Origin of the sequence: Bacillus toyonensis BCT-7112, from assembly GCF_000496285.1 — a bacterium.
Taxonomy (GTDB): Bacteria; Bacillota; Bacilli; order Bacillales; family Bacillaceae_G; genus Bacillus_A; species Bacillus_A toyonensis.
The window spans coordinates 762,103-781,766 of sequence record NC_022781.1 but is presented as its reverse complement, the minus strand read 5'-3'; the positions used below and the strand labels follow the sequence as shown (position 1 = coordinate 781,766).

General features: G+C 36.2%; 17 protein-coding genes and 2 pseudogenes. 17 read left to right on the top strand and 2 right to left on the bottom strand.

Features of this window, described 5'->3' with window-relative positions:
• Positions 1-20: 20 nt before the first annotated feature.
• The 3 genes from BTOYO_RS03945 (at position 21) to BTOYO_RS03935 (ending at position 5,461) form a co-directional block, all read left to right on the top strand.
• Positions 21-3,383, top strand: coding sequence for a tubulin-like doman-containing protein (locus tag BTOYO_RS03945; protein WP_000175115.1), 3,363 nt, complete (start codon positions 21-23; stop codon positions 3,381-3,383).
• A 57-nt stretch (positions 3,384-3,440) separates the two neighbouring features.
• Positions 3,441-3,581, top strand: a complete 141-nt coding sequence (locus BTOYO_RS03940) for a hypothetical protein (protein ID WP_001116187.1) — start codon at positions 3,441-3,443, stop codon at positions 3,579-3,581.
• A gap of 497 nt (positions 3,582-4,078) precedes the next feature.
• Entirely contained in the window at positions 4,079-5,461 is a 1,383-nt protein-coding gene (locus BTOYO_RS03935; protein ID WP_000054729.1) for an APC family permease, read from the top strand.
• A 79-nt stretch (positions 5,462-5,540) separates the two neighbouring features.
• Here the strand turns inward: BTOYO_RS03935 and BTOYO_RS27250 are convergent.
• Both BTOYO_RS27250 and BTOYO_RS03930 read right to left on the bottom strand, forming a co-directional pair.
• Positions 5,541-6,038, bottom strand: a pseudogene (locus BTOYO_RS27250) (Ger(x)C family spore germination C-terminal domain-containing protein); the annotation flags it as partial.
• Positions 6,034-7,212 (bottom strand): annotated as a pseudogene (locus BTOYO_RS03930) (spore germination protein); the annotation flags it as partial. The pseudogenes BTOYO_RS03930 and BTOYO_RS27250, both read right to left, overlap by 5 nt.
• Before the next feature lie 360 nt (positions 7,213-7,572).
• Between BTOYO_RS03930 and fdhF the strand changes: the two are divergent.
• From fdhF to BTOYO_RS03855, 14 genes are all read left to right on the top strand, one after another.
• Complete coding sequence (fdhF, locus tag BTOYO_RS03920; protein WP_000999385.1) at positions 7,573-10,512, top strand: formate dehydrogenase subunit alpha; 2,940 nt, start codon at positions 7,573-7,575, stop codon at positions 10,510-10,512.
• A 14-nt stretch (positions 10,513-10,526) separates the two neighbouring features.
• Entirely contained in the window at positions 10,527-11,009 is a 483-nt protein-coding gene (locus BTOYO_RS03915) for a helical membrane plugin domain-containing protein (RefSeq protein ID WP_000729912.1), read from the top strand.
• Positions 11,010-11,124: 115 nt separating this feature from the next.
• Entirely contained in the window at positions 11,125-11,469 is a 345-nt protein-coding gene (locus BTOYO_RS03910) for a Na-translocating system protein MpsC family protein (RefSeq protein ID WP_000163331.1), read from the top strand.
• A gap of 16 nt (positions 11,470-11,485) precedes the next feature.
• Entirely contained in the window at positions 11,486-12,283 is a 798-nt protein-coding gene (fdhD, locus tag BTOYO_RS03905) for a formate dehydrogenase accessory sulfurtransferase FdhD (RefSeq protein ID WP_000802702.1), read from the top strand.
• A 20-nt stretch (positions 12,284-12,303) separates the two neighbouring features.
• The gene (gene moaA / locus BTOYO_RS03900; protein WP_000836454.1) at positions 12,304-13,320 is read left to right on the top strand and encodes a GTP 3',8-cyclase MoaA; all 1,017 of its coding nucleotides are present in this window, start codon (positions 12,304-12,306) and stop codon (positions 13,318-13,320) included.
• Positions 13,321-13,511: 191 nt separating this feature from the next.
• Positions 13,512-14,291 (top strand): formate channel, encoded by a 780-nt coding sequence (locus tag BTOYO_RS03895; protein WP_000863999.1) that lies wholly within the window; start codon positions 13,512-13,514, stop codon positions 14,289-14,291.
• Positions 14,292-14,315: 24 nt separating this feature from the next.
• Positions 14,316-15,332 carry a molybdopterin-synthase adenylyltransferase MoeB gene (locus BTOYO_RS03890; RefSeq protein ID WP_000392759.1) on the top strand — a complete coding sequence of 339 codons (1,017 nt, stop codon included), beginning with the start codon at positions 14,316-14,318 and terminating at the stop codon, positions 15,330-15,332.
• Between the two features lie 18 nt (positions 15,333-15,350).
• A complete protein-coding gene (locus BTOYO_RS03885; RefSeq protein ID WP_000533690.1) occupies positions 15,351-16,655 on the top strand; it encodes a molybdopterin molybdotransferase MoeA in 1,305 nt (434 codons plus the stop codon).
• Positions 16,636-17,100 carry a molybdenum cofactor biosynthesis protein MoaE gene (locus BTOYO_RS03880; protein ID WP_000531609.1) on the top strand — a complete coding sequence of 155 codons (465 nt, stop codon included), beginning with the start codon at positions 16,636-16,638 and terminating at the stop codon, positions 17,098-17,100. The genes BTOYO_RS03885 and BTOYO_RS03880 overlap by 20 nt, the downstream gene beginning before the upstream one ends.
• A gap of 4 nt (positions 17,101-17,104) precedes the next feature.
• The gene (moaD, locus tag BTOYO_RS03875; RefSeq protein WP_000628491.1) at positions 17,105-17,341 is read left to right on the top strand and encodes a molybdopterin converting factor subunit 1; all 237 of its coding nucleotides are present in this window, start codon (positions 17,105-17,107) and stop codon (positions 17,339-17,341) included.
• 118 nt (positions 17,342-17,459) lie between these two features.
• Positions 17,460-18,509: a P-loop NTPase gene (locus BTOYO_RS03870; protein ID WP_000957522.1), complete on the top strand. Its 1,050-nt coding sequence runs from the start codon at positions 17,460-17,462 to the stop codon at positions 18,507-18,509.
• 15 nt (positions 18,510-18,524) lie between these two features.
• Positions 18,525-18,749: a hypothetical protein gene (locus BTOYO_RS03865; protein WP_000752368.1), complete on the top strand. Its 225-nt coding sequence runs from the start codon at positions 18,525-18,527 to the stop codon at positions 18,747-18,749.
• Between the two features lie 42 nt (positions 18,750-18,791).
• Positions 18,792-19,193 carry a hypothetical protein gene (locus BTOYO_RS03860; RefSeq protein ID WP_000367295.1) on the top strand — a complete coding sequence of 134 codons (402 nt, stop codon included), beginning with the start codon at positions 18,792-18,794 and terminating at the stop codon, positions 19,191-19,193.
• Between the two features lie 182 nt (positions 19,194-19,375).
• Positions 19,376-19,624 carry a DUF1294 domain-containing protein gene (locus tag BTOYO_RS03855; protein WP_000871326.1) on the top strand — a complete coding sequence of 83 codons (249 nt, stop codon included), beginning with the start codon at positions 19,376-19,378 and terminating at the stop codon, positions 19,622-19,624.
• Positions 19,625-19,664 lie beyond the last annotated feature (40 nt).

The following is a 19,664-nucleotide window of genomic DNA, read 5'->3' as shown; positions in this document are numbered from 1 at the left end:
AGAATAGGAAGGTGGTTCACATGACATTACAAGTTCCAACGATATTAATTGGATTAGGTGGAATCGGTAGTACTGTGACGCATCAAATATATGAAAAACTGCCTGAAGAGCGCCGAAAAAAGGTAGCGATGCACGTATTTGATACAGATGTGAATACATTGAGTAAATTTGATCATATTCGAAAGTTTAAGACACAAACGAGTTCAAGTAAAACGCCTAGAGAGTATATTGCAGGAGATCCAACGATTCCAGAGTGGTTTCCAATGGATCCAACTATACTTGATAAACCATTAACAGAAGGAGCAGGACAGTTACGCGTCATTTCACGTTTAGCGTTACGTGCTGCGATGAAAGAAGATAAATTGACGTCCTTTTGGCAAGAAATTGAGAAGATTTTTCCGGTTACAAGTGATCAAACGGAATATGGTGTGCGAGTTATTATTGTAACATCACTAGCAGGCGGAACAGGTTCGGGGATGTTTCTGCAAATTGCATTATATTTACGTGAAATGCTTCGGAAAAAACTGCAGCATCATAACATTTTAATACGCGGTGCATTTTTAATGCCTGATGTGTTAGTGAAGACGAGAACGGTTAGTGCGAAAGAATTTGAAACGGTGCAAGCAAATGGTTATGCGTCTTTAAAAGAATTGCATGCCATTACGCTCGGTTCAACTGGAGAATTATCAAAACGCGGTGGTGTAACGATTGAATTAGAATACCGTCCGGATCAAGTAGATGAGGATGGAAGAACGAATCATACGATTAAACAACATCATTTACCGTACAATTATTGTTTCTTATACGATTACGAAAACTTACATGGACACCATTTACACAATTTATCGGATTATATGGAGCAGATGGCAAATACGATTTATTTACAGTTATTTAGTCCGATGTCCACAAGTCATTTTGCACAGGAAGATAATCAAATTCAGCAATTGGCAGAATCAAGCGGGAAAGGACGATATTGCGGGGCAGGAACAGCAAAGCTCATTTATCCATATGAACATGTGTTAAAATATTGTGCTTTAAAATGGGCTGTGCAAGGTTTAGACGAATCGTGGCTTCATTTGGATCAACTCTTTCAAGAAAAGAAGCAAAGGTACGACCAAGATGTAAAACGTGGTATGCAGCGTGAAAAGCCAGAGCGTGGCAAAAGTTATTTAGAGGATTTAGAACATCTTGCTACCCGTCCAGAACAAGCCCATATTTTCTATAGACAAATGTACAATGAAACGCGTGAAGGAGCAGAGGGCGGTAAGCTCGGAGTTGCGAAATCTAAACTGTTTTTAGAAGCTGTAGAAAGCTATGTACAGCGCACAGTGCAAAAAGATGAGGAATTAAATCGTTTGCAGCACGAGTGTAAAATTTCAGCTGCGAAACTAAAAATGATGGAACAAATGAAAGGAGAAGTAGCGAGAGTAGATCATGCGGTTCGTTTATATGCGTATGCGATTCCGAGCCGTGTACATGAACATGTAACGACACTTTTATATGACATGATTGAATCAGACCGTTTTTCACCAAGTGGGTCTGAAGGACAGTCCTATCAATTAAATACATGGTTTTTAAAGAAAACAGACCCTGTTCATCCAGTAGCAGCGCGTTTTATGTTATATGAAATTCGAAAGCAGTTAGTAGAAAAAATGAATCGACTACATGAAAATAATGAACAGAAGCGTAATGTAATTCAAAATTATGATAAAAAATTTAATGTAGGTAATATAGATGGAACGGTAACTGCTGTACGCCGCGTTGAAATCGCTCAGCAACAAGGTTGGTTTGGAAAAATGGTGAATAATCAACAACGTTTATTTAAAAAAGAATTTGAAGATATCGTAACGCAATATGTACACAAATTAAATGAGTACAGAAAAGAAATGCTGTTAGAACTCGTTTATCAATCGTTATATCAAGCAGTTAATAAAATGATTCAATATTGGGAAAGGTTTTTTGATAATTTACATGAAACACGTGAAAATTTATTGTTTGAAATTCAAAAAAGAAGTAAGGAGTTTGAAGGGAAAACAAACCCAACGAATGTATACGTATTAGCGGAAGAGAAGTTGCAAGAAAAAATATGGCAAGATATGCAGCAACATTTAAATTTAGGTGTATTGCCGAAAGATATATCAGCAGAAATTTATATGAGTTTGTATGGGGAATATTGTCGGGATGCGAAAACGGAAGAGATTCAATCGAAAAAGGTAGAAGATTTTTATCGTGAACATATATTGAGCTATTGTTATGATGAATTACAAGTACGTTATCGTGATAAATTAGAACTTAATATTATAGAGGCATTGCGAAAAGAAGCGGATTATAAGAAGCGTGATCGTGATGAATACGTTCGTGAAAAAATTGAAGATCTGTTCCATTTAGCTAGTCCATTCGTGCCGAAAGTTTCTCACCATAGGGAATTACAATATTGGGGTATACATCCAACTTTAAAGAAAGAACTGCAAGAAGAATTAATTCAAGAAATGTTTAAAGAAAAAGATACAGTACATGAAGCTTTTTCACCATTTGAAGTGATCTGTTACCGGGCACATTACGGTTTATCATTGCAAGATTTTCCTAAATTATCATCAGGACACATTGCGAACGGTTTTATGAATGATAAAGGTGACTACTTCCAATCATATTATCGCCGTGTGAACAAATTAAATAGTAAAAAATCTAGTTTAACGCCGCATTTAGATAAGTATTGGCACTTACCAGCCTTTATGCCCGACTTGAATGCGACTCAAACGAAGTTAGACTACGATAAATGTAATCGTGCCCTTCTATATGCGTATATGTATCGCTGGATTAGTTTAGTTGCTGTTGATGGGCAGTTTGTGTATCAATATAACGGCGTTGGACGTAGCTTCTTAATTCAGTCGATGGGGAAAAATATTTCAAGTGAAAGTTATAAATTACACAGAGCATTACTTCATAATCCGTTTATTTATGAAAACATCTTGTCCAGATTTGAAGAAGAGCAAGAAAAGGCAATGATTCAAGGTGGACATTTATATACACATCCGTTCGTATTAGGAGCTCAAGATGTAAGATGGCTTAGAAAAGAACATGTTCACAATCTTTTAGATATGATTTTAATGTATGACCGTGAGGCGAAGTATGATCCGACGTTAGAAGAAACGTCAGATGAATTATTAAGATTATTCCTTGATGAAATCGAACTATACTTCCAAAACTATTACGGTACAGGTGCAGATATGGTTGCGAAGAAAGAGAAAGAAATGTTTATTAAACAATTGTGGGATCGTTCGTATGCGAAAGGGTATGTGGATCCAAATAGCGCTCCTTATAAAAAGTGGCAAAATTTATTAAGTGTTCAAGATGAAGAAGAAACGCCAAAAACGAATGTATAATGAATGAAAAGGGAATCCTTAAAAGTGGCAATACAACTTTAGAAAAGAGGGATTCTGATGCCGTTTTTAGGAAGTGTATATCAAATATTTGGATTGTATCCAGAACTTTATTATGGAATGATTTCAGCTGAGATAGAAGAAGAAGCTCAGAAAGAGAATCTTGAAAATAGTAGTGCAGAAGCTGAAATGAAAGAATAAAAAAAGTGCAGATGAAAATCTGCACTTTTTTATTCGCTTAAAAAGGTTGCATAACTTCAAATGAATTATTATTTAAAGATAGTATTTTGATTGAAGGTATGATGATTTCATTTGAATTCTATGTAATGAAAATTGTATGAAAATCAGTGAGGGAAAATGAATATGAACATGAAAACAGAAAAAAACAATGTTTTCGAGAAAATAATTATGTTTAAAAATAACATTTGATACATAATTAACCGTCTTTGTTTAATTAATTATATTGTTGACAATATAATTAATTGTATGATAAATTCAATCAGCATTCTTAGAGATGTATTTTCGCAATAATTATTTTTAAAATTTACTATGAGTTAAAAAGATTGATTTTTCTGTTTTTAAGTTTGCTAAGTCTATAAGAGAAAAGGAGTAAATTGTGTATAATTTTATTTTCTAAACAGAACAGTAATAAAGATTGTAATTAGTAAGAGATAAACTTGAAAAAGAGGTTTCAATGAATGAGTCTTTTAATAAAGAAAACAATGGATGAAGAAAAGAAAAAAGTATTGAATCAAACTTTAGGAGCGATTGATTTAACTCTTTTAGGAATTGGAGCGATTATTGGTACAGGGATTTTTGTATTAACTGGTATCGTAGCGGCGAAACATGCTGGTCCAGCGATTGTATTATCATTTATATTAGCGGCCATTGTATGTGCATGTGTAGCTTTCTGTTATGCTGAATTTGCATCTGCAGTCCCAGTTTCAGGAAGTGTATATTCGTATACATATATGACATTAGGTGAGATTTTTGCATTTATAGTTGGTTGGTGTGTGATGTTGGAGTACTTATTAGCAACTTCTGCGGTGGCAGCAGGATGGTCAGCTTATTTTCAGTCATTGCTACTAGGGTTTAATATTCACATCCCTACAATCTTTGCATCAGCACCTGGCATGGGGAAGGGTGGAATTATTGATTTACCAGCAGTTCTGATTATTTTAGTTGTAACATTTTTATTAAGTCGTGGTGTAAAAGAAAGTGCCCGAATTAATAATATAATGGTTATTATTAAACTGGCTGTTATTGTAGGATTTATTATTGTAGGGACACAATATGTAAAACCAGAAAATTGGCAACCATTTCTACCGTTTGGTTTTCACGGTGTGGTAGGAGGAGCAGCCACTGTATTCTTTGCTTTTTTAGGATTTGATGCAGTTGCAACAGCTGCAGAGGAAGTGAAGCGTCCACAGCGTAACGTACCGATTGGGCTACTTGTTTCTTTATTCATTTGTACCGTTCTATATGTAGGAGTTTCATTCGTGTTGACTGGAATGGTTCCGTTTACGGAATTGAATGTTGCTGATCCAGTTGCATATGCGTTGCGCACTGTAGGAGAAGATAGAATTGCTGGCTTGTTATCGGTGGGGGCAATAGCGGGGCTAACGACAGTTCTGTTAGTAGCTATGTTTGCATTTGTTCGTGTATCTTACTCGATGAGTCGAGATGGGTTGTTACCAAACAGACTTTCCAGTGTTCATAAACGTTTACAAACGCCATTTTTTAATACATGGGTTACAGGTATACTAGCAGCTTTATTAGCGGGATTAGTGGATTTGAACTTATTGGCTAATTTAGTGAATATGGGAACGATAACAGCATTTGTTTTTGTATCTATAGCTGTCATTGTACTAAGAAAGACACATCCTAATATGAAAAGACCATTCCGTGCTCCCCTAGTACCTTTTTTACCTATCGTTTCAATAGTAAGTTGTATATATTTAGCTTTGAACCTTTCTAAGCTTACTTTAATTAGTTTTGTGGCATGGATTATAATCGGTGTTTTTATATATTTTATATACGCAAAAAAACATAGTAATGTTAGAAACGGAAATAGAGTATAGTCTGTTGAAATAATACTTGTCATGTAAATGAAAACACGCTATCTGTTCTTTATACTTATAAGAACAGATAGCGTGTTTTTTATTTAATAATCCCACTTTCTAAAATTTTGATAGTCGGTGTTACTTTTGCGCTAGCTTTGGAAAAGGAATTAGGCCAATCGTCTTCAACCTTCTTCCATTCTTTATATTGAAAAGCCCTCGCATAATCACCAAATCCGAATGGATCCAGTTGCTGTTTTTGAATTTTGTGAATTAATTCGTTTAAATCTTTGTTTAGTTGTTTTGCGATAAATGAAGTTAATTTCTTTTTATCTTTATCTAAATCCATATTGAATGTAATCTCAGATATAGCAATTTTTAAATTCATTTTAATATTAAATTTGAAACGGTTATCGCTATAGCCTGAACGAATGTTACGATTCATGCTAAGAACATTTATAGTTACGAAATCGTTGCCTTCTGTATCTTTTAAATTACTATTACTTTCAACTCGAGTAGAAGGGATCTTCATTGTAAGAGAAACTGGTGTATTAGCCTTCTTTTGTAATAGAAGAAGAAGTGCGCTTTCATAACGATTTCACTGCAGCCTGTCCAATTACAATTCCTCCTACGACGCCGATCGTTTGTCCAACGGGACCCGGAAGCCGAACCGCAGCTTCACGGAGCATTTCAAGTACTAATTCCATCAAAAGTGCTTCTAATATAGGTGGAAAAGGAATTTTAGCACGAGACTCGCCGATTGTTAACAATAATTTAAGCGGAATCACTTCATAATGAAAGGAAATCATAGCAATATAAAGAGCAGGAGCAAAAATTGCAATAAATAACCCTGTGAAACGAAGGAGACGTATAAAAGATGGAATCATTGGCCTGAAGCTGTAATCATCTATTGTTTGAAAAAAAGCTGAAAAGGTCATAGGTCCAATTAATACGCCGGGTGAGCGATCTACAACAACAGCGATTCGCCCATTCAAAATGTGATGGGCCGTCGTATCAGGACGTTCGGTTATTGATAATTGTGGAAAGAGCGTGTATGAATTATCTTCAACAAAACCTTCTAATTCACCGGTAGTAAGAATAGCATCCACTTTTATTGATTCAATGCGGCATGTCATTTCTTGTATGACATCTTCGTTTGCGATGTCTGCTAGGTAAAGTAAAAAAACTTTAGAACTTGCTCGCTCGCCAACGGTGAATTCCTTCACCTTTAATTCGCGATTTGGGATATATCGGCGAATAAGAGCGAAACTGTCGCTCGCTACTTCATTAAATCCTTCATGTGAGCTTTTTATTGATGTCTCTGTTGTAGGTTCTTCAATGCTTCTTTTTGGTGCCGCTTGCGTATCTAGTTCTAAAGCTGATAGTTGCCCATCTATAAATAAAATACTTTTACCATGTAAAAGGGATTGTTCAATGTCTGTCCACTTCTGAACCTTTTTTATATTTCCGATAGAAACGGAAGATTCCCAAAAATCGTCCTCATTCCACTCTTTAAATAAAAGAGGACGAAGAATATCTACATTAATAACAGTTTTATCTACAAGTCCTTCCATATATATAAGAGCAACCTCTTGGCCGTTTTTTAACGGAAAAGTACGTGTAATTAATTCTGGAATACCACTAAATAACTTGGACAAGTGTTTTAAATTAAGTGGAAGAGAAGAAGAAATAGGCTTATGTAATGTATGATCAGCTTGCTCTTGTGCAGAAAAAGATTTTTCACCGCGTATCCATTTGTTAAAAGACCCCATTTGTTCACTTTCTCCTTGTTATGTTTTATCCCGGATTAACGGGCTGCCCGTAAAAGCCCGATTGGTTAAGGCTGATTAAAGTTTCACTTTATATGGGTTATTATGGATAGTTGCATGCAGACATATGCGTAGTTTAAATTACATATTGTATATTTTTAACTTTAACGCTATAATAATAGTGTTAAAGATGGAATCGTGATATGACCTGTTATGAATCTATCGTTTTATTTATGAATAAATGGATTGGTATTTTAGCAAGATGTGCTAATACACTACTCCACCATGATGATAACGTGCCCAAAATGTGGTGCGTATATTTTCGTGGTGGAGTTTTTTTATTCTCAAAAAGGGGGAAAGACCATGAATGACAACATGGCTCATATTACAATTGACGGAAAAAAGTATACAGCGGAGCCCGGTTCAACGATATTAGGCATCATTAATGACAACGGGATTGAACATCCGCAAATTTGTTATGTACCAGAAGTAGACCCTATTCAAACGTGTGACACTTGTATTGTAGAAGTTGATGGAAAGTTGATGAGATCTTGTTCGACAGTGGCGACGGAAGGTATGGACATTGAACTCGGTTCTGGTCGTGCGAAAGAAGCACAAACAGAGGCGATGGATCGATTATTAGAAAACCATTTATTATATTGTACGGTATGTGACAACAATAATGGGAACTGTAAACTGCATAATACTGCAGAATTAATGGAGATTGAACATCAAAAATATCCTTACGAACCAAAAATAGATGTAAGTGAAGTTGATATGACTCATCCGTTTTATCGCTACGACCCTAATCAATGTATCGCATGTGGTCAATGTGTAGAGGTGTGCCAAAACTTACAAGTAAATGAAACGATATCTATCGACTGGGAAGCCGAGCGTCCTCGTGTTATTTGGGATAATGGTGTAGATATCAATGATTCTTCATGCGTGAGCTGTGGGCAATGTGTAACGATTTGTCCTTGTAATGCTTTAATGGAGAAATCAATGCTTGGTGAAGCTGGATTTATGACGGGATTAAAGCCGGATATTCTTGAACCGATGGTAGATTTAATTAAAGAAGTTGAGCCTGGATATAGCGGTATTTTTGCGGTATCAGAAGTGGAAGCGGCCATGCGTGAGACTCGTACGAAGAAAACGAAAACAGTATGTACATTTTGCGGTGTCGGTTGTTCATTTGAAGTGTGGACGAAAGGGCGTAAAATCCTTAAAGTACAACCATCTTCAGATGCGCCAGTTAACGCAATTTCAACTTGTGTAAAAGGGAAATTTGGTTGGGACTTCGTAAATTCTAAAGAACGAATTACGAAACCATTAATTCGTAAAAATGGAACGTTTGTTGAATCTACATGGGAAGAAGCACTGAATGTAGTTGCAAATAAATTAGGCGCTATTAAAGAAGAGTACGGCAAAGGTTCTATCGGATTTATCTCTTCCTCTAAAATTACGAATGAAGACAATTATGCCATTCAAAAATTAGCTCGGCAAGTATTTGGAACGAATAATATTGATAATTGCTCACGTTATTGCCAATCACCAGCAACGGATGGTTTATTCCGTACAATTGGTATGGGCGGTGATGCAGGAACGATTAAAGATATTGCGCAATCTGGTCTTGTTATTATTGTAGGATGTAATCCGACAGAAGGTCATCCTGTTTTAGCTACACGTATTAAACGGGCACATAAATTACACGGACAAAAGTTAATTGTAGCGGATCTTCGTAAAACAGAAATGGCAGAGCGATCAGATGTCTTTATTAGTCCAAAACAAGGAACAGACCAAGTATGGTTAATGGCTGTTGCGAAATATATGATTGATCAAGGTTGGCATGATCAGGAGTTTATTAATGAAAATGTAAACTTCTTTGAAGATTTTAAAGAGAGCTTAAAAGAATATACACTTGAATATGCAGAAGAAGTAACAGGTATTTCAACAGAAACACTTATCCAAATGGCTGAAATGATTCGTGATGCAGATGGTACATGTATCCTTTGGGGTATGGGGGTAACGCAAAATACAGGTGGTTCTGATACTTCCGCTGCAATTTCAAACTTACTTCTTGCAACAGGGAATTATCGTCGTTCAGGTGCAGGTGCCTACCCACTTCGAGGTCATAATAACGTACAAGGTGCTTGTGATATGGGAACTTTACCAGGATGGCTTCCTGGATATCAGCACGTTACGAACGATATGGAACGTACGAAATTTGAAATGGCTTACGGAGTGGAAATTGATAGTGAACCAGGTCTTAATAATATTGAAATGCTTCACGCAATTGAAGAAGGAAAGATGAAAGCTATGTATCTTGTCGGAGAGGATATGGCTCTTGTAGACTCGAATGCAAATCATGTACATGAAGTGTTATCAAGCCTTGATTTCTTCGTTGTACAAGATGTTTTCCTTTCTAAAACTGCTCAATACGCAGATGTTGTATTACCGGCAGCACCATCTCTTGAGAAAGAAGGTACTTTCACAAATACAGAGAGACGTGTGCAAAGATTGTATCAAGTTCTTCCTACGCTTGGTGATGCGAAGCCAGACTGGTGGATCGTGCAGGAGATTGCGAATAAATTAGGTGCAAACTGGAATTATAGTCACCCAAGTGAAATTTTTGCTGAAATGGCAAGCTTATCACCGCTATTCTCACAAGCAAACTATGAAGTACTTGAAGGATGGAATAGTTTCCATTGGGGAAGTTTTGATGGAACGAATACACCGCTACTTTTCCAAGATGGATTTAATTTCCCAGATAAAAAAGCGCGTTTTGCGATTGCTGACTGGGTACGTCCAGCTGAATTCCCAGCGGAGTTCGACCTTCACATTAACAACGGTCGTATGTTAGAACATTTCCATGAAGGAAATATGACAAATAAATCAACAGGTATTCAAACGAAAGTACCTGGCGTTTTTGTTGAAGTTTCTCCAGAACTTGCAAAAGAACGTGGCGTGAAAACAGGTTCATTAGTGCGCCTTGTTTCTCCTTTTGGAGCACTAAAATTACGGGCACTTGTAACGGATCGTGTAAAAGCGAATGAGTTATATGTACCGATGAACTCTACAGATAATGAATCGGCAATTAATTTCTTAACAGGCCCTGCTGTTGACGTACGTACGAATACACCTGCTTATAAACAGACGAAAGTGCGCATGGAAGTGTTAGAAGTTAATGGCGAAAATCCGATGCCAAAAGCGAACCCGCGTAATAAAAAACGTCATCCTCAAGCTGGTATTGAGGTAGATCGTAAGTGGGCACGTCCAGGGTATGTACATTTAACGGATAAGTAGGGAGGAGAAAAAATATGGCTGCACCTATTAAAACGATTCAAAAACATGAATTAACTGAGGAAGAAATAAAACAGCAAAAGTTAGAGGATTTAAAGGAGCTTCTAGCTAATAATGAAGAAGCTTTAAATCAAATGTTTCATATTGTCGGGGAATTAAATGATATTGGCATGCTAGAAGCAGCAAATTCTATGCTGAAAGCGAAAGAACCAATCGCAAAGATCGTTCTCGGTCAAGTAACTCGTAAACCTGTTACAAATTTAATTAATAATATGATGGGTGCTGCAGGTGCTTTAACAGAACTTGACCCAGAACTTACGAAAAAACTTATAGGTAGTTTATTAGTAGGACTGGAAGAAGGTAATGAGCATCTAGAAAGTAATAAAAAAGTGGGGATATTCGATCTTATGAAAGTATTAAAAGATCCAAATATTAACCGTGCTATCGGGTTTGGTCTTCATTTCCTAAAAGGTATGGGTAAAGGATTAAAAGACGAATAAACTTCATGAAGTTAACCTTTTCGTCCAAATATTTGTACGAAATAGTTTGGGCGAAAAGATCATTTTGGTAAAATATATAATAAAGTAAAATGAGGCTTTTAGGAGGTATGATTTTATGACGAAAAAGGTACATGAATTTAATGATATGATACGAAAACTCCGAAAGGAACTATTCGGAAAAGGACCAGAACGAATTCATACTGTATTTGCTGAAAATATGGCGATTGCAACACTGTATGGGAACTTAACACCTACTGAGAAATTCATTTCAAGTACGATGGATGGCGCGGAAATGGTTCATATGGCTAGAACGAAAATGATTCAAGAAGTTTACGCTGCGAATTCTCGTGAACATTTGGAGGAACTTGTTGGAGCGAAATTAGTGAACTTATTTTCAGATATGAAAGTAGAAGAAGATATTGCTGTTTCGGTATTTGTTTTTGATAAAAATATAACGTGAGAGAAGGATGCTGATCGTGAAACCGATACAGGTAGAAAGAGAAGTTTTCCGTTATGAACAAGGGGTGTTTAAGCATATAGAGGACAGCATTGTAACAGAGTTTCCAGTCACAATTAAAATGAACGGACAGGAGTTTGTTACAATGGTTAGTACTCCAGAATATATAGAAGATATGGTAATAGGCTTCTTAGCATCTGAAGGAATTATTCGGAAGTATGAAGATATTGATCACATATGGGTACAGGAGAAAGAAGGATTTGTACATGTGACGACAACAAAAATAAACCCGTATTACGAACAAATGCAAAATAAACGTTATATTACTTCGTGCTGTGGTATGAGTAGGCAAGGGTTTGTTTTTGCAAATGATGCACTAAGCGTAAAGAAAATGAATGGTGTCCATGTAAAGGTTGCTGTCGAAGATTGTTTTCGTTTAATGAATGAAATGCAGCAATCTGCGGATACATTTCGACATACTGGCGGAGTGCATAACGCAGCTTTATGTGATGTAAATGGTATTATTTTAGGCCGAATGGATATTGGTAGGCATAATGCGCTAGATAAAATTTACGGTTATTGTTTAAAAAATAATATTTCTATAAAAGATAAAATCATTGTTTTTAGTGGTCGTATTTCTTCAGAAATATTATTGAAAGTTGCAAAAATCGGCTGTGAAATTATACTGTCAAAATCAGCGCCAACTGAATTAGCTTTGCAGTTAGCGGAAGAGTTAGGGATTACTACGATAGGGTTTATTCGTAATCAGTCTTTAAATATATATACGCATCCAGAACGTGTTTTAAATATAAAATAAGTAAAAGTGAGGCAAGGAAGATGAAATCAATTACATTAGACAAATTGCATCGTCCGTTAAAGGATTTACGTATTTCAGTTACTGATCGCTGTAATTTTCGCTGTCGATATTGTATGCCAGAAGAAATATTTGGTCCTGATTATTCGTTTTTGTCTAATGATAAAATTTTATCTTTTGATGAGATTGAAAGGATAACACGTATTTTCGTTTCTTTAGGTGTGAGAAAGTTACGGATTACAGGCGGAGAGCCGTTACTTCGAAGAGGGCTTCCAGAGCTTATTGAGCGGCTTAATAAAATAGATGGTGTGGAGGATATCGGTTTAACAACAAATGGATCGTTACTTAAAAAGTTTGCACCTGATTTATATAAAGCGGGGTTATCACGTGTGACAGTTAGTCTGGATTCCTTAGAAGAAGAGCGCTTTTTCTATTTAAATGGTAATAGAAGCAAAGTGCAAAGGGTTCTTGAGGGTATACAGGCTGCGGCTGAAGTTGGTATGAAAATTAAAATAAACATGGTCGTTCAAAAGGGGAAAAACGAACAGGACATCTTGCAGATGGCGCAATACTTTAAGGAAAATAAGCATATTCTTCGTTTTATTGAGTATATGGACGTTGGAAATTATAACGGTTGGGAGTTAGGTGAAGTTATTTCCAAACAAGAAATAGTAAATACAATTCGTGAAGTTATGCCGTTAGAACGGATAGAAGCAAATTATCCAGGTGAAGTAGCTACTAGGTACCGTTATATAGGCAGTGATGAGGAAATAGGTATCATTTCATCTGTAACTGATTCTTTCTGCTCATCATGTACGAGAGCTCGCATTTCTGCAGAAGGAAAATTGTATACTTGTTTATTTGCTTCTAAAGGAAATGATTTGAGAGCATTGCTTCGATCGGGGGATACGGATGAGGAAATTACAGCTGTAATTCACGACATTTGGAATAATCGAGAAGATCGATATTCAGACGAACGCTTAAGTCATACTAATAAGAAAACAATGCCTAAAATTGAAATGTCACATATCGGTGGTTAATATATAAGGCTGACATAATAGTGGAAAATGGAAAGTGTGCAAGAGATGTGGACTTTCTATTTCATAGTAAAAGTGATGATTGATCTCTCTGTAAAAGATGTGCAGAGACATTAAGCAGCATTCAAAAACCTTTATTTTCAGGAGGTTTTTTGAAGCTGCTTTTTTATTTGGAGAAAATGGAGGAATTGGTAATGGCATTTCATAAACCGGAACAAATTGCTGAACTCGTAATCGAGGCCGGTGTTCAAAAAGTAAGCCAGACGCTGCCAGCAATGCTTATTCTCGGTTTTTTAGGAGGAGCATTTATATCATTAGGGTTTTTACTTAACATTCGAGTATTAGGTAATTTGCCGGAGCATTGGGGAAGTTTAGTGAATGTTTTAGGAGGAGCAGTGTTTCCTATTGGGCTTATGCTCGTAGTGTTAGCAGGAGGAGAATTGATTACAGGAAATATGATGTCACTGTCTATGGCGCTTTATGCAAAGAAAATTACATTGATAAGTGTACTGAATAATTGGGCTTGGATTACTGTAATGAACTTTGTTGGTGCAATTTTCGTTGCGTATTGCTTTGGACATCTTGGCGGATTAACAGAGGGAGATTATTTAAATAAAACGTTAGCGATAGCGGAAGGAAAGTTACACGAATCGTTTGGGAGAACTTTAATTTTGGCGATTGGTTGTAATTGGCTCGTTTGTCTTGCGCTTTGGCTCGCTTACGGGACGAGTGATTTTGTCGGAAAGATAATTGGGATTTGGATTCCAATTATGGCATTTGTAGTGATTGGATTTCAACAAGTAGTAGCAAATATGTTTGTCATATCAGCGGTTATTTTTGCAGGTCATCTGACGTGGCTGGACCTCGCTAAAAACTTTGTTCCTGTTTTTATCGGAAATGTCATTGGAGGAGCTGGATTTGTAGGGTTTGCTTACTTTGCTTGTTATCAAAAACAAGACTCTAATGTGAAATAGATTTCTTGAAAGGAAGGGTATGCAATGGAGGAGCGGTATTCTCGGCAACAGTTGTTCAAACCAATCGGGAGTAAAGGGCAAGAAAAAATTCGGAATAAGCATGTGTTAATTGTAGGAGCAGGTGCATTAGGAAGTACAAGTGCAGAAAGTCTCGTGCGTGCAGGTATTGGTAAGTTGACAATTATTGATCGTGATTACGTAGAGTGGAGTAATTTACAAAGACAACAACTTTACTCTGAAGAAGATGCAAGAGGGAAAATCCCGAAAGCAATTGCTGCTAAAAAACGGTTGGAACAAATTAATTCAGAAGTACAAATACATGCTTTCATAATGGATGCAAGTGTAGAAAACATGGAAGGGCCATTAGAAAATGTCGATGTAATCATTGATGCTACAGATAATTTTGATATTCGATTTATCATAAATGATTTATCACAAAAACATAATATTCCGTGGGTATATGGATCTTGTGTTGGATCGTACGGTATGAGTTATACGATTATTCCGCAAAAAATGCCGTGTTTACATTGTGTACTGAAGAATGTTCCCGTTATAGGTGTGACGTGCGACACGGCTGGGATTATTAGTCCAGCTGTTCAAATCGTTGCGGCATATCAAGTGGCAGAAGCACTCAAAATTTTAGTGGAAGATTACTCAGTAATTAGAAAGACGTTTTTCATGTTTGATATATGGAGTAATCAAAATCATTTTATAAAACTAGGAAAAATAAAAACGGACGATTGTCCATCGTGCGGTTTAAATCGAGCTTATCCTTATTTATCATACGAAAACCAAACGAAGGTAGCTGTTTTATGCGGAAGAAATACAGTTCAAATAAGATCAATAGAAAATAGGCAATACAATTTTGATGACGTAGAAAAAGTATTAAAAAAACTTGGGGAAGTAGAGCGGAATCCATATTTACTATCTTGTCAATTAGAGGATTATCGCGTCGTTATTTTTCAAGATGGTCGTGTGTTCATTCATGGTACAAACGAAATTCCAAAAGCGAAACAACTATATTATCGCTTATTCGGTTAATAGAAAGGATTGTCAATAATGGGAAGAAGAGTGCCAATTACGGTTGCAGAAGCTATTCGAAAAGTGATGGGATTTGCTAACAATGGCTTAAAAGAGCTACTACCTATTGAATTAGCTTACGGACGTATGTTAGCGGAGGATTTAGTAGCTGATCATGACGTACCTTCATTCAATCGTTCACCGTATGATGGGTTTGCTATTAGAGCAGAAGATACGAATTTAGCAAGTTATGAAACGCCAATTGTATTTGAAGTAGTTGGTGAAATTGGTGCAGGATCACTATTCGATGAGAAAGTAGGTTCGTTTCAAGCAGTTCGAATTATGACAGGAGCACAAATTCCAAATGATTGTGATGCGGTTGTTATGTTAGAACTGACTCGTCAATATGAGGATAATGGGAACGATTATATGGAAGTGAAACGCTCATTCAAAACGGGTGATAATATTTCTTTTCAAGGTGAAGATGCTCGTAAAGGAACGGTGCTTGCAAAGAAAGGATCGTACATTAATCCAGGTATTTCAGCTCTTCTTGCTACATTCGGTTATAGTGAAGTGCCAGTTGCGAAAAAGCCAGTAATTGGACTATTAGCGACTGGTAGTGAATTACTTGATGTAAATGAGTCGTTAGAGCCAGGGAAAATTCGAAATAGTAATACGTACATGATACTGTCTCAAATTCGAAGAGTGGGCGGAAGAGTAAAATACTTTGGGAAGTTTAGTGATGATTTTGATACGTGTTTTACAGCTGTGAAAGATGCGTTAAGTCAAGTAGATATGCTCATTACAACGGGCGGTGTATCAGTAGGAGATTACGATTATTTACCAGCTATATATGGAAGGTTAGGTGCATCCGTTCTTTTCAATAAGGTTGCAATGCGACCAGGAAGTGTAACGACTGTAGCACAATTAAATGGCAAGCTATTATTTGGTTTATCAGGAAATCCATCAGCATGTTATGTAGGATTTGAGTTGTTTGTAAGACCATGTATTCGTGCGTATATGTTTAGTGAAAAAGCGCATTTGAAAAGAGAAAAAGCATTATTAGGAAAAGATTTTCTGAAACCAAATCCATTTACAAGATTTGTACGAGCAAAACTGACATGTAATGAAGGGCAATTAATTGCATATCCATCAGGATTTGATAAGTCTAGCTCGGTTTCTTCATTAGCAGAATCGAACGCTTTTATCGTATTGCCAGGCGGGACAAGAGGATATAAAAAAGAAATGTTTGTCGATGTTCTTTTATTAGAAGATAACGAAGGTAGTGAATGGCCTTGGACATTTTATAAGAGAGGTGTTTCTAATGGGGCAATCACTATTTGAGATTGTAGAAAAACCAATTTTAGTGGAAGAAGTAACGAATAAAGTCGCAAGAAGAGAAGCGGGTGCGATTACAACATTTATTGGTACGGTGAGAGAATTAACAAAAGGAAAACGAACGCTACATTTAAAGTATGAAGCATATAAACCGATGGCAGTAAAACAACTTACAAGAATTGGTGAGGAAATTAACGGGAAATGGCCGGACGCACAAGTAGCCATTACGCACCGTGTAGGGCTGCTGGAAATAATGGATATTGCGGTAGTTATTGCAGTTTCATCACCGCATCGTAAAGTAGCTTATGAAGCGAATGAGTACGCGATTGAACGCATAAAACGCATCGTTCCAATTTGGAAAAAAGAATTTTGGGAAGATGGAACGATGTGGATTGGAGATCAACTTGAAAATACATCATATCCAGAAGGAAAACCGAAGAAGGAAGAATGAGAAAATGATTACAATTTTACTGTTTGCAAATTTGCGTGAGGAAGTCGGATCGGATCAATTAATAATTTCAGAAAAAAAAGAAATGACTGTTGGACAATTAAATGAATGGTTGAAAGATAGTTATCATTTGCAATCTTTGGATACAGTAATGGTTGCAATTAATGAAGAGTTTGTAACGAATGAAGAGATGATAAAAGCTGGAGATATCGTCGCATTAATCCCGCCTGTAAGTGGGGGATAATAATGCTTTCTCGCAACGATGACTATTAAAGACATTAAAAAATAGATGGAAACTTTCATCAGTTGAAGTAATAAGAAGATGCTATATATAAATTAGAATAAGAGAAGGGATGAGCTCTATGCTTACTCAAGAACAAATAATGAACGCATTACAACATGTAGAGGATCCAGAGTTACACAAAAGTGTTGTAGAATTAAATATGGTTAGAAATGTACAAATACATGGAACAGAGGTTAAGCTTGAAGTAGTGTTAACCATTCAAGGTTGTCCGTTAAAGGCGAAAATTCAACAAGATGTGGAAGAGTCCCTTCACGCAATTGGTGCATCTAAAGTGGATGTAACATTTGGTTCGATGACACAAGAAGAAAGAGCTATGCTAACAGAAAAATTAAAGAAAAATAGTAGAACAGAAACAGGTATGCCAAGCATGCTCCGTCATGATTCAGGTGTACATTTTATTACTGTAACGAGTGGGAAAGGCGGAGTCGGAAAATCAACGGTGACAATTAATCTTGCTACTGCCTTAGCTAGAATGGGTAAAAAGGTTGGGATTTTAGATGCAGACATATATGGTTTTAGCATTCCGGCTATGATGGAAACGAATCAAAAACCAACAATGATTGATCAAACAGCAATTCCAGTCGTTAGTCATGGTGTTAAAATTATGTCAATGGGATTTTTTACAGAAGGAAATAATCCAGTCATGTGGCGTGGACCGATGTTAAATAAATGGATTCAAAACTTCCTTGCGAATACACACTGGGGAGATTTAGATTATTTACTTCTCGATTTACCACCTGGTACAGGAGATGTTGCCATTGATGTTGCAGCGATGATCCCACAAGCGAAAGAAATTATCGTTACAACGCCGCACAATGTAGCTTCATTTGTAGCTTCTAGAGTAGGTGTAATGGCAAAACATACAAAACACGAGATTGTAGGAATTGTGGAAAATATGGCTTATTACGAAGAGCAAGATGGATTTAAAAATTATCTCTTCGGAAAAGGGGGCGGCGAAATGTTAGCAGAACAATTGCAAACGGAAGTAATTGCACAAATACCTTTTGCAAAACGTGAAGAAAATAACGATTCATCTGTATATGATGAAGACTCTCTCGTTGGAGAAGTATTTACTGCATTAGCAGAAGATATTATTTATAGAGGATAGAGGAGGAAGTTTAATATGGCATGTAATATTGATCATTCTATTGAAGATGTAATGAATAAGCTTGAAAGTCAAAAGGATTTTTTATCTGAAATTCTTTTCAAAGATTTGAATGGATTTTTGCAAAATAAACATTCACAGGAAATATTAAACGACATCTTTCATTTATTAAAAAAGTATGACTTAGTCAGTGAAGAAGAACGAGAGAAGAGAAATGCACAATTATTGCACATTATGAATTAAATACTCTCTGGCTTTAAAGTTTTTTCAGAAGGGGTGAATGTGATGGATATGAAAAAGATGATTGAAACGATAGAAACAACAAAAGTGACTGACGTAGAATTATCGATTCCTACTTTACATCAAATGCTTGTGAAACTGTATAGCGAAAAAAATGTTACAAATTATACAGAGCTCTTAAAATATAGTTTGTCTTTATCTATAAATCTTAAGTTAAATCTTGTGTTGAAATATTTTGGTGTGCGTCCGATCGTTGCTTCTGATGAACGTATGCAATTTCAAGAGATATTTAAATGTCTAGCTAAGCAAGATGATAATGGGGAATGGTTTTTGAATTTCGTTTCTTTATATGTAGGGTTAATTGTTGTTCTTCATTTTGATGAGAAAGAGATTGAGAGAAGTTTTTTTGATGATGTGGTTGTGGTGGGTGAAGGAAGTGAAATATAAAGTTCTGTTCATAACATCTTTCTTTTTAATAGCTGTAATCGCGCTTTATATTGATTATATAAATGTAAAGATAATCAATTAAAATAAAGGAATGAAACTAGTTTGCTAAAAAGTGTTCTTCAGTTGTTTCTATCGTTTTTTCATGTTACCATTAAGCGAATTTTTCATAGGGAGAGAAAGCGATGAAATGGATTTATTTTATTATTATTAATGTTATAGCTTTTAGCCTTATGGGGCTTGATAAACGAAAAGCAAAGAAGAAACAGTGGAGAACGCCAGAAAGCACGTTGTTTTTATCAGCGGCAGCTGGAGGAGCGGTTGGAGCTTGGATCGGTATGTATATGTTTCACCATAAAACGCATAAAAAGAAATTTGTTTTCGGCATACCGTTACTTGTTGTAATAACGGTATGTTTATTTTTCGCTATATGAGAAATGTCGAAAGAATTACAGATTGATTATTGGTAAAGTG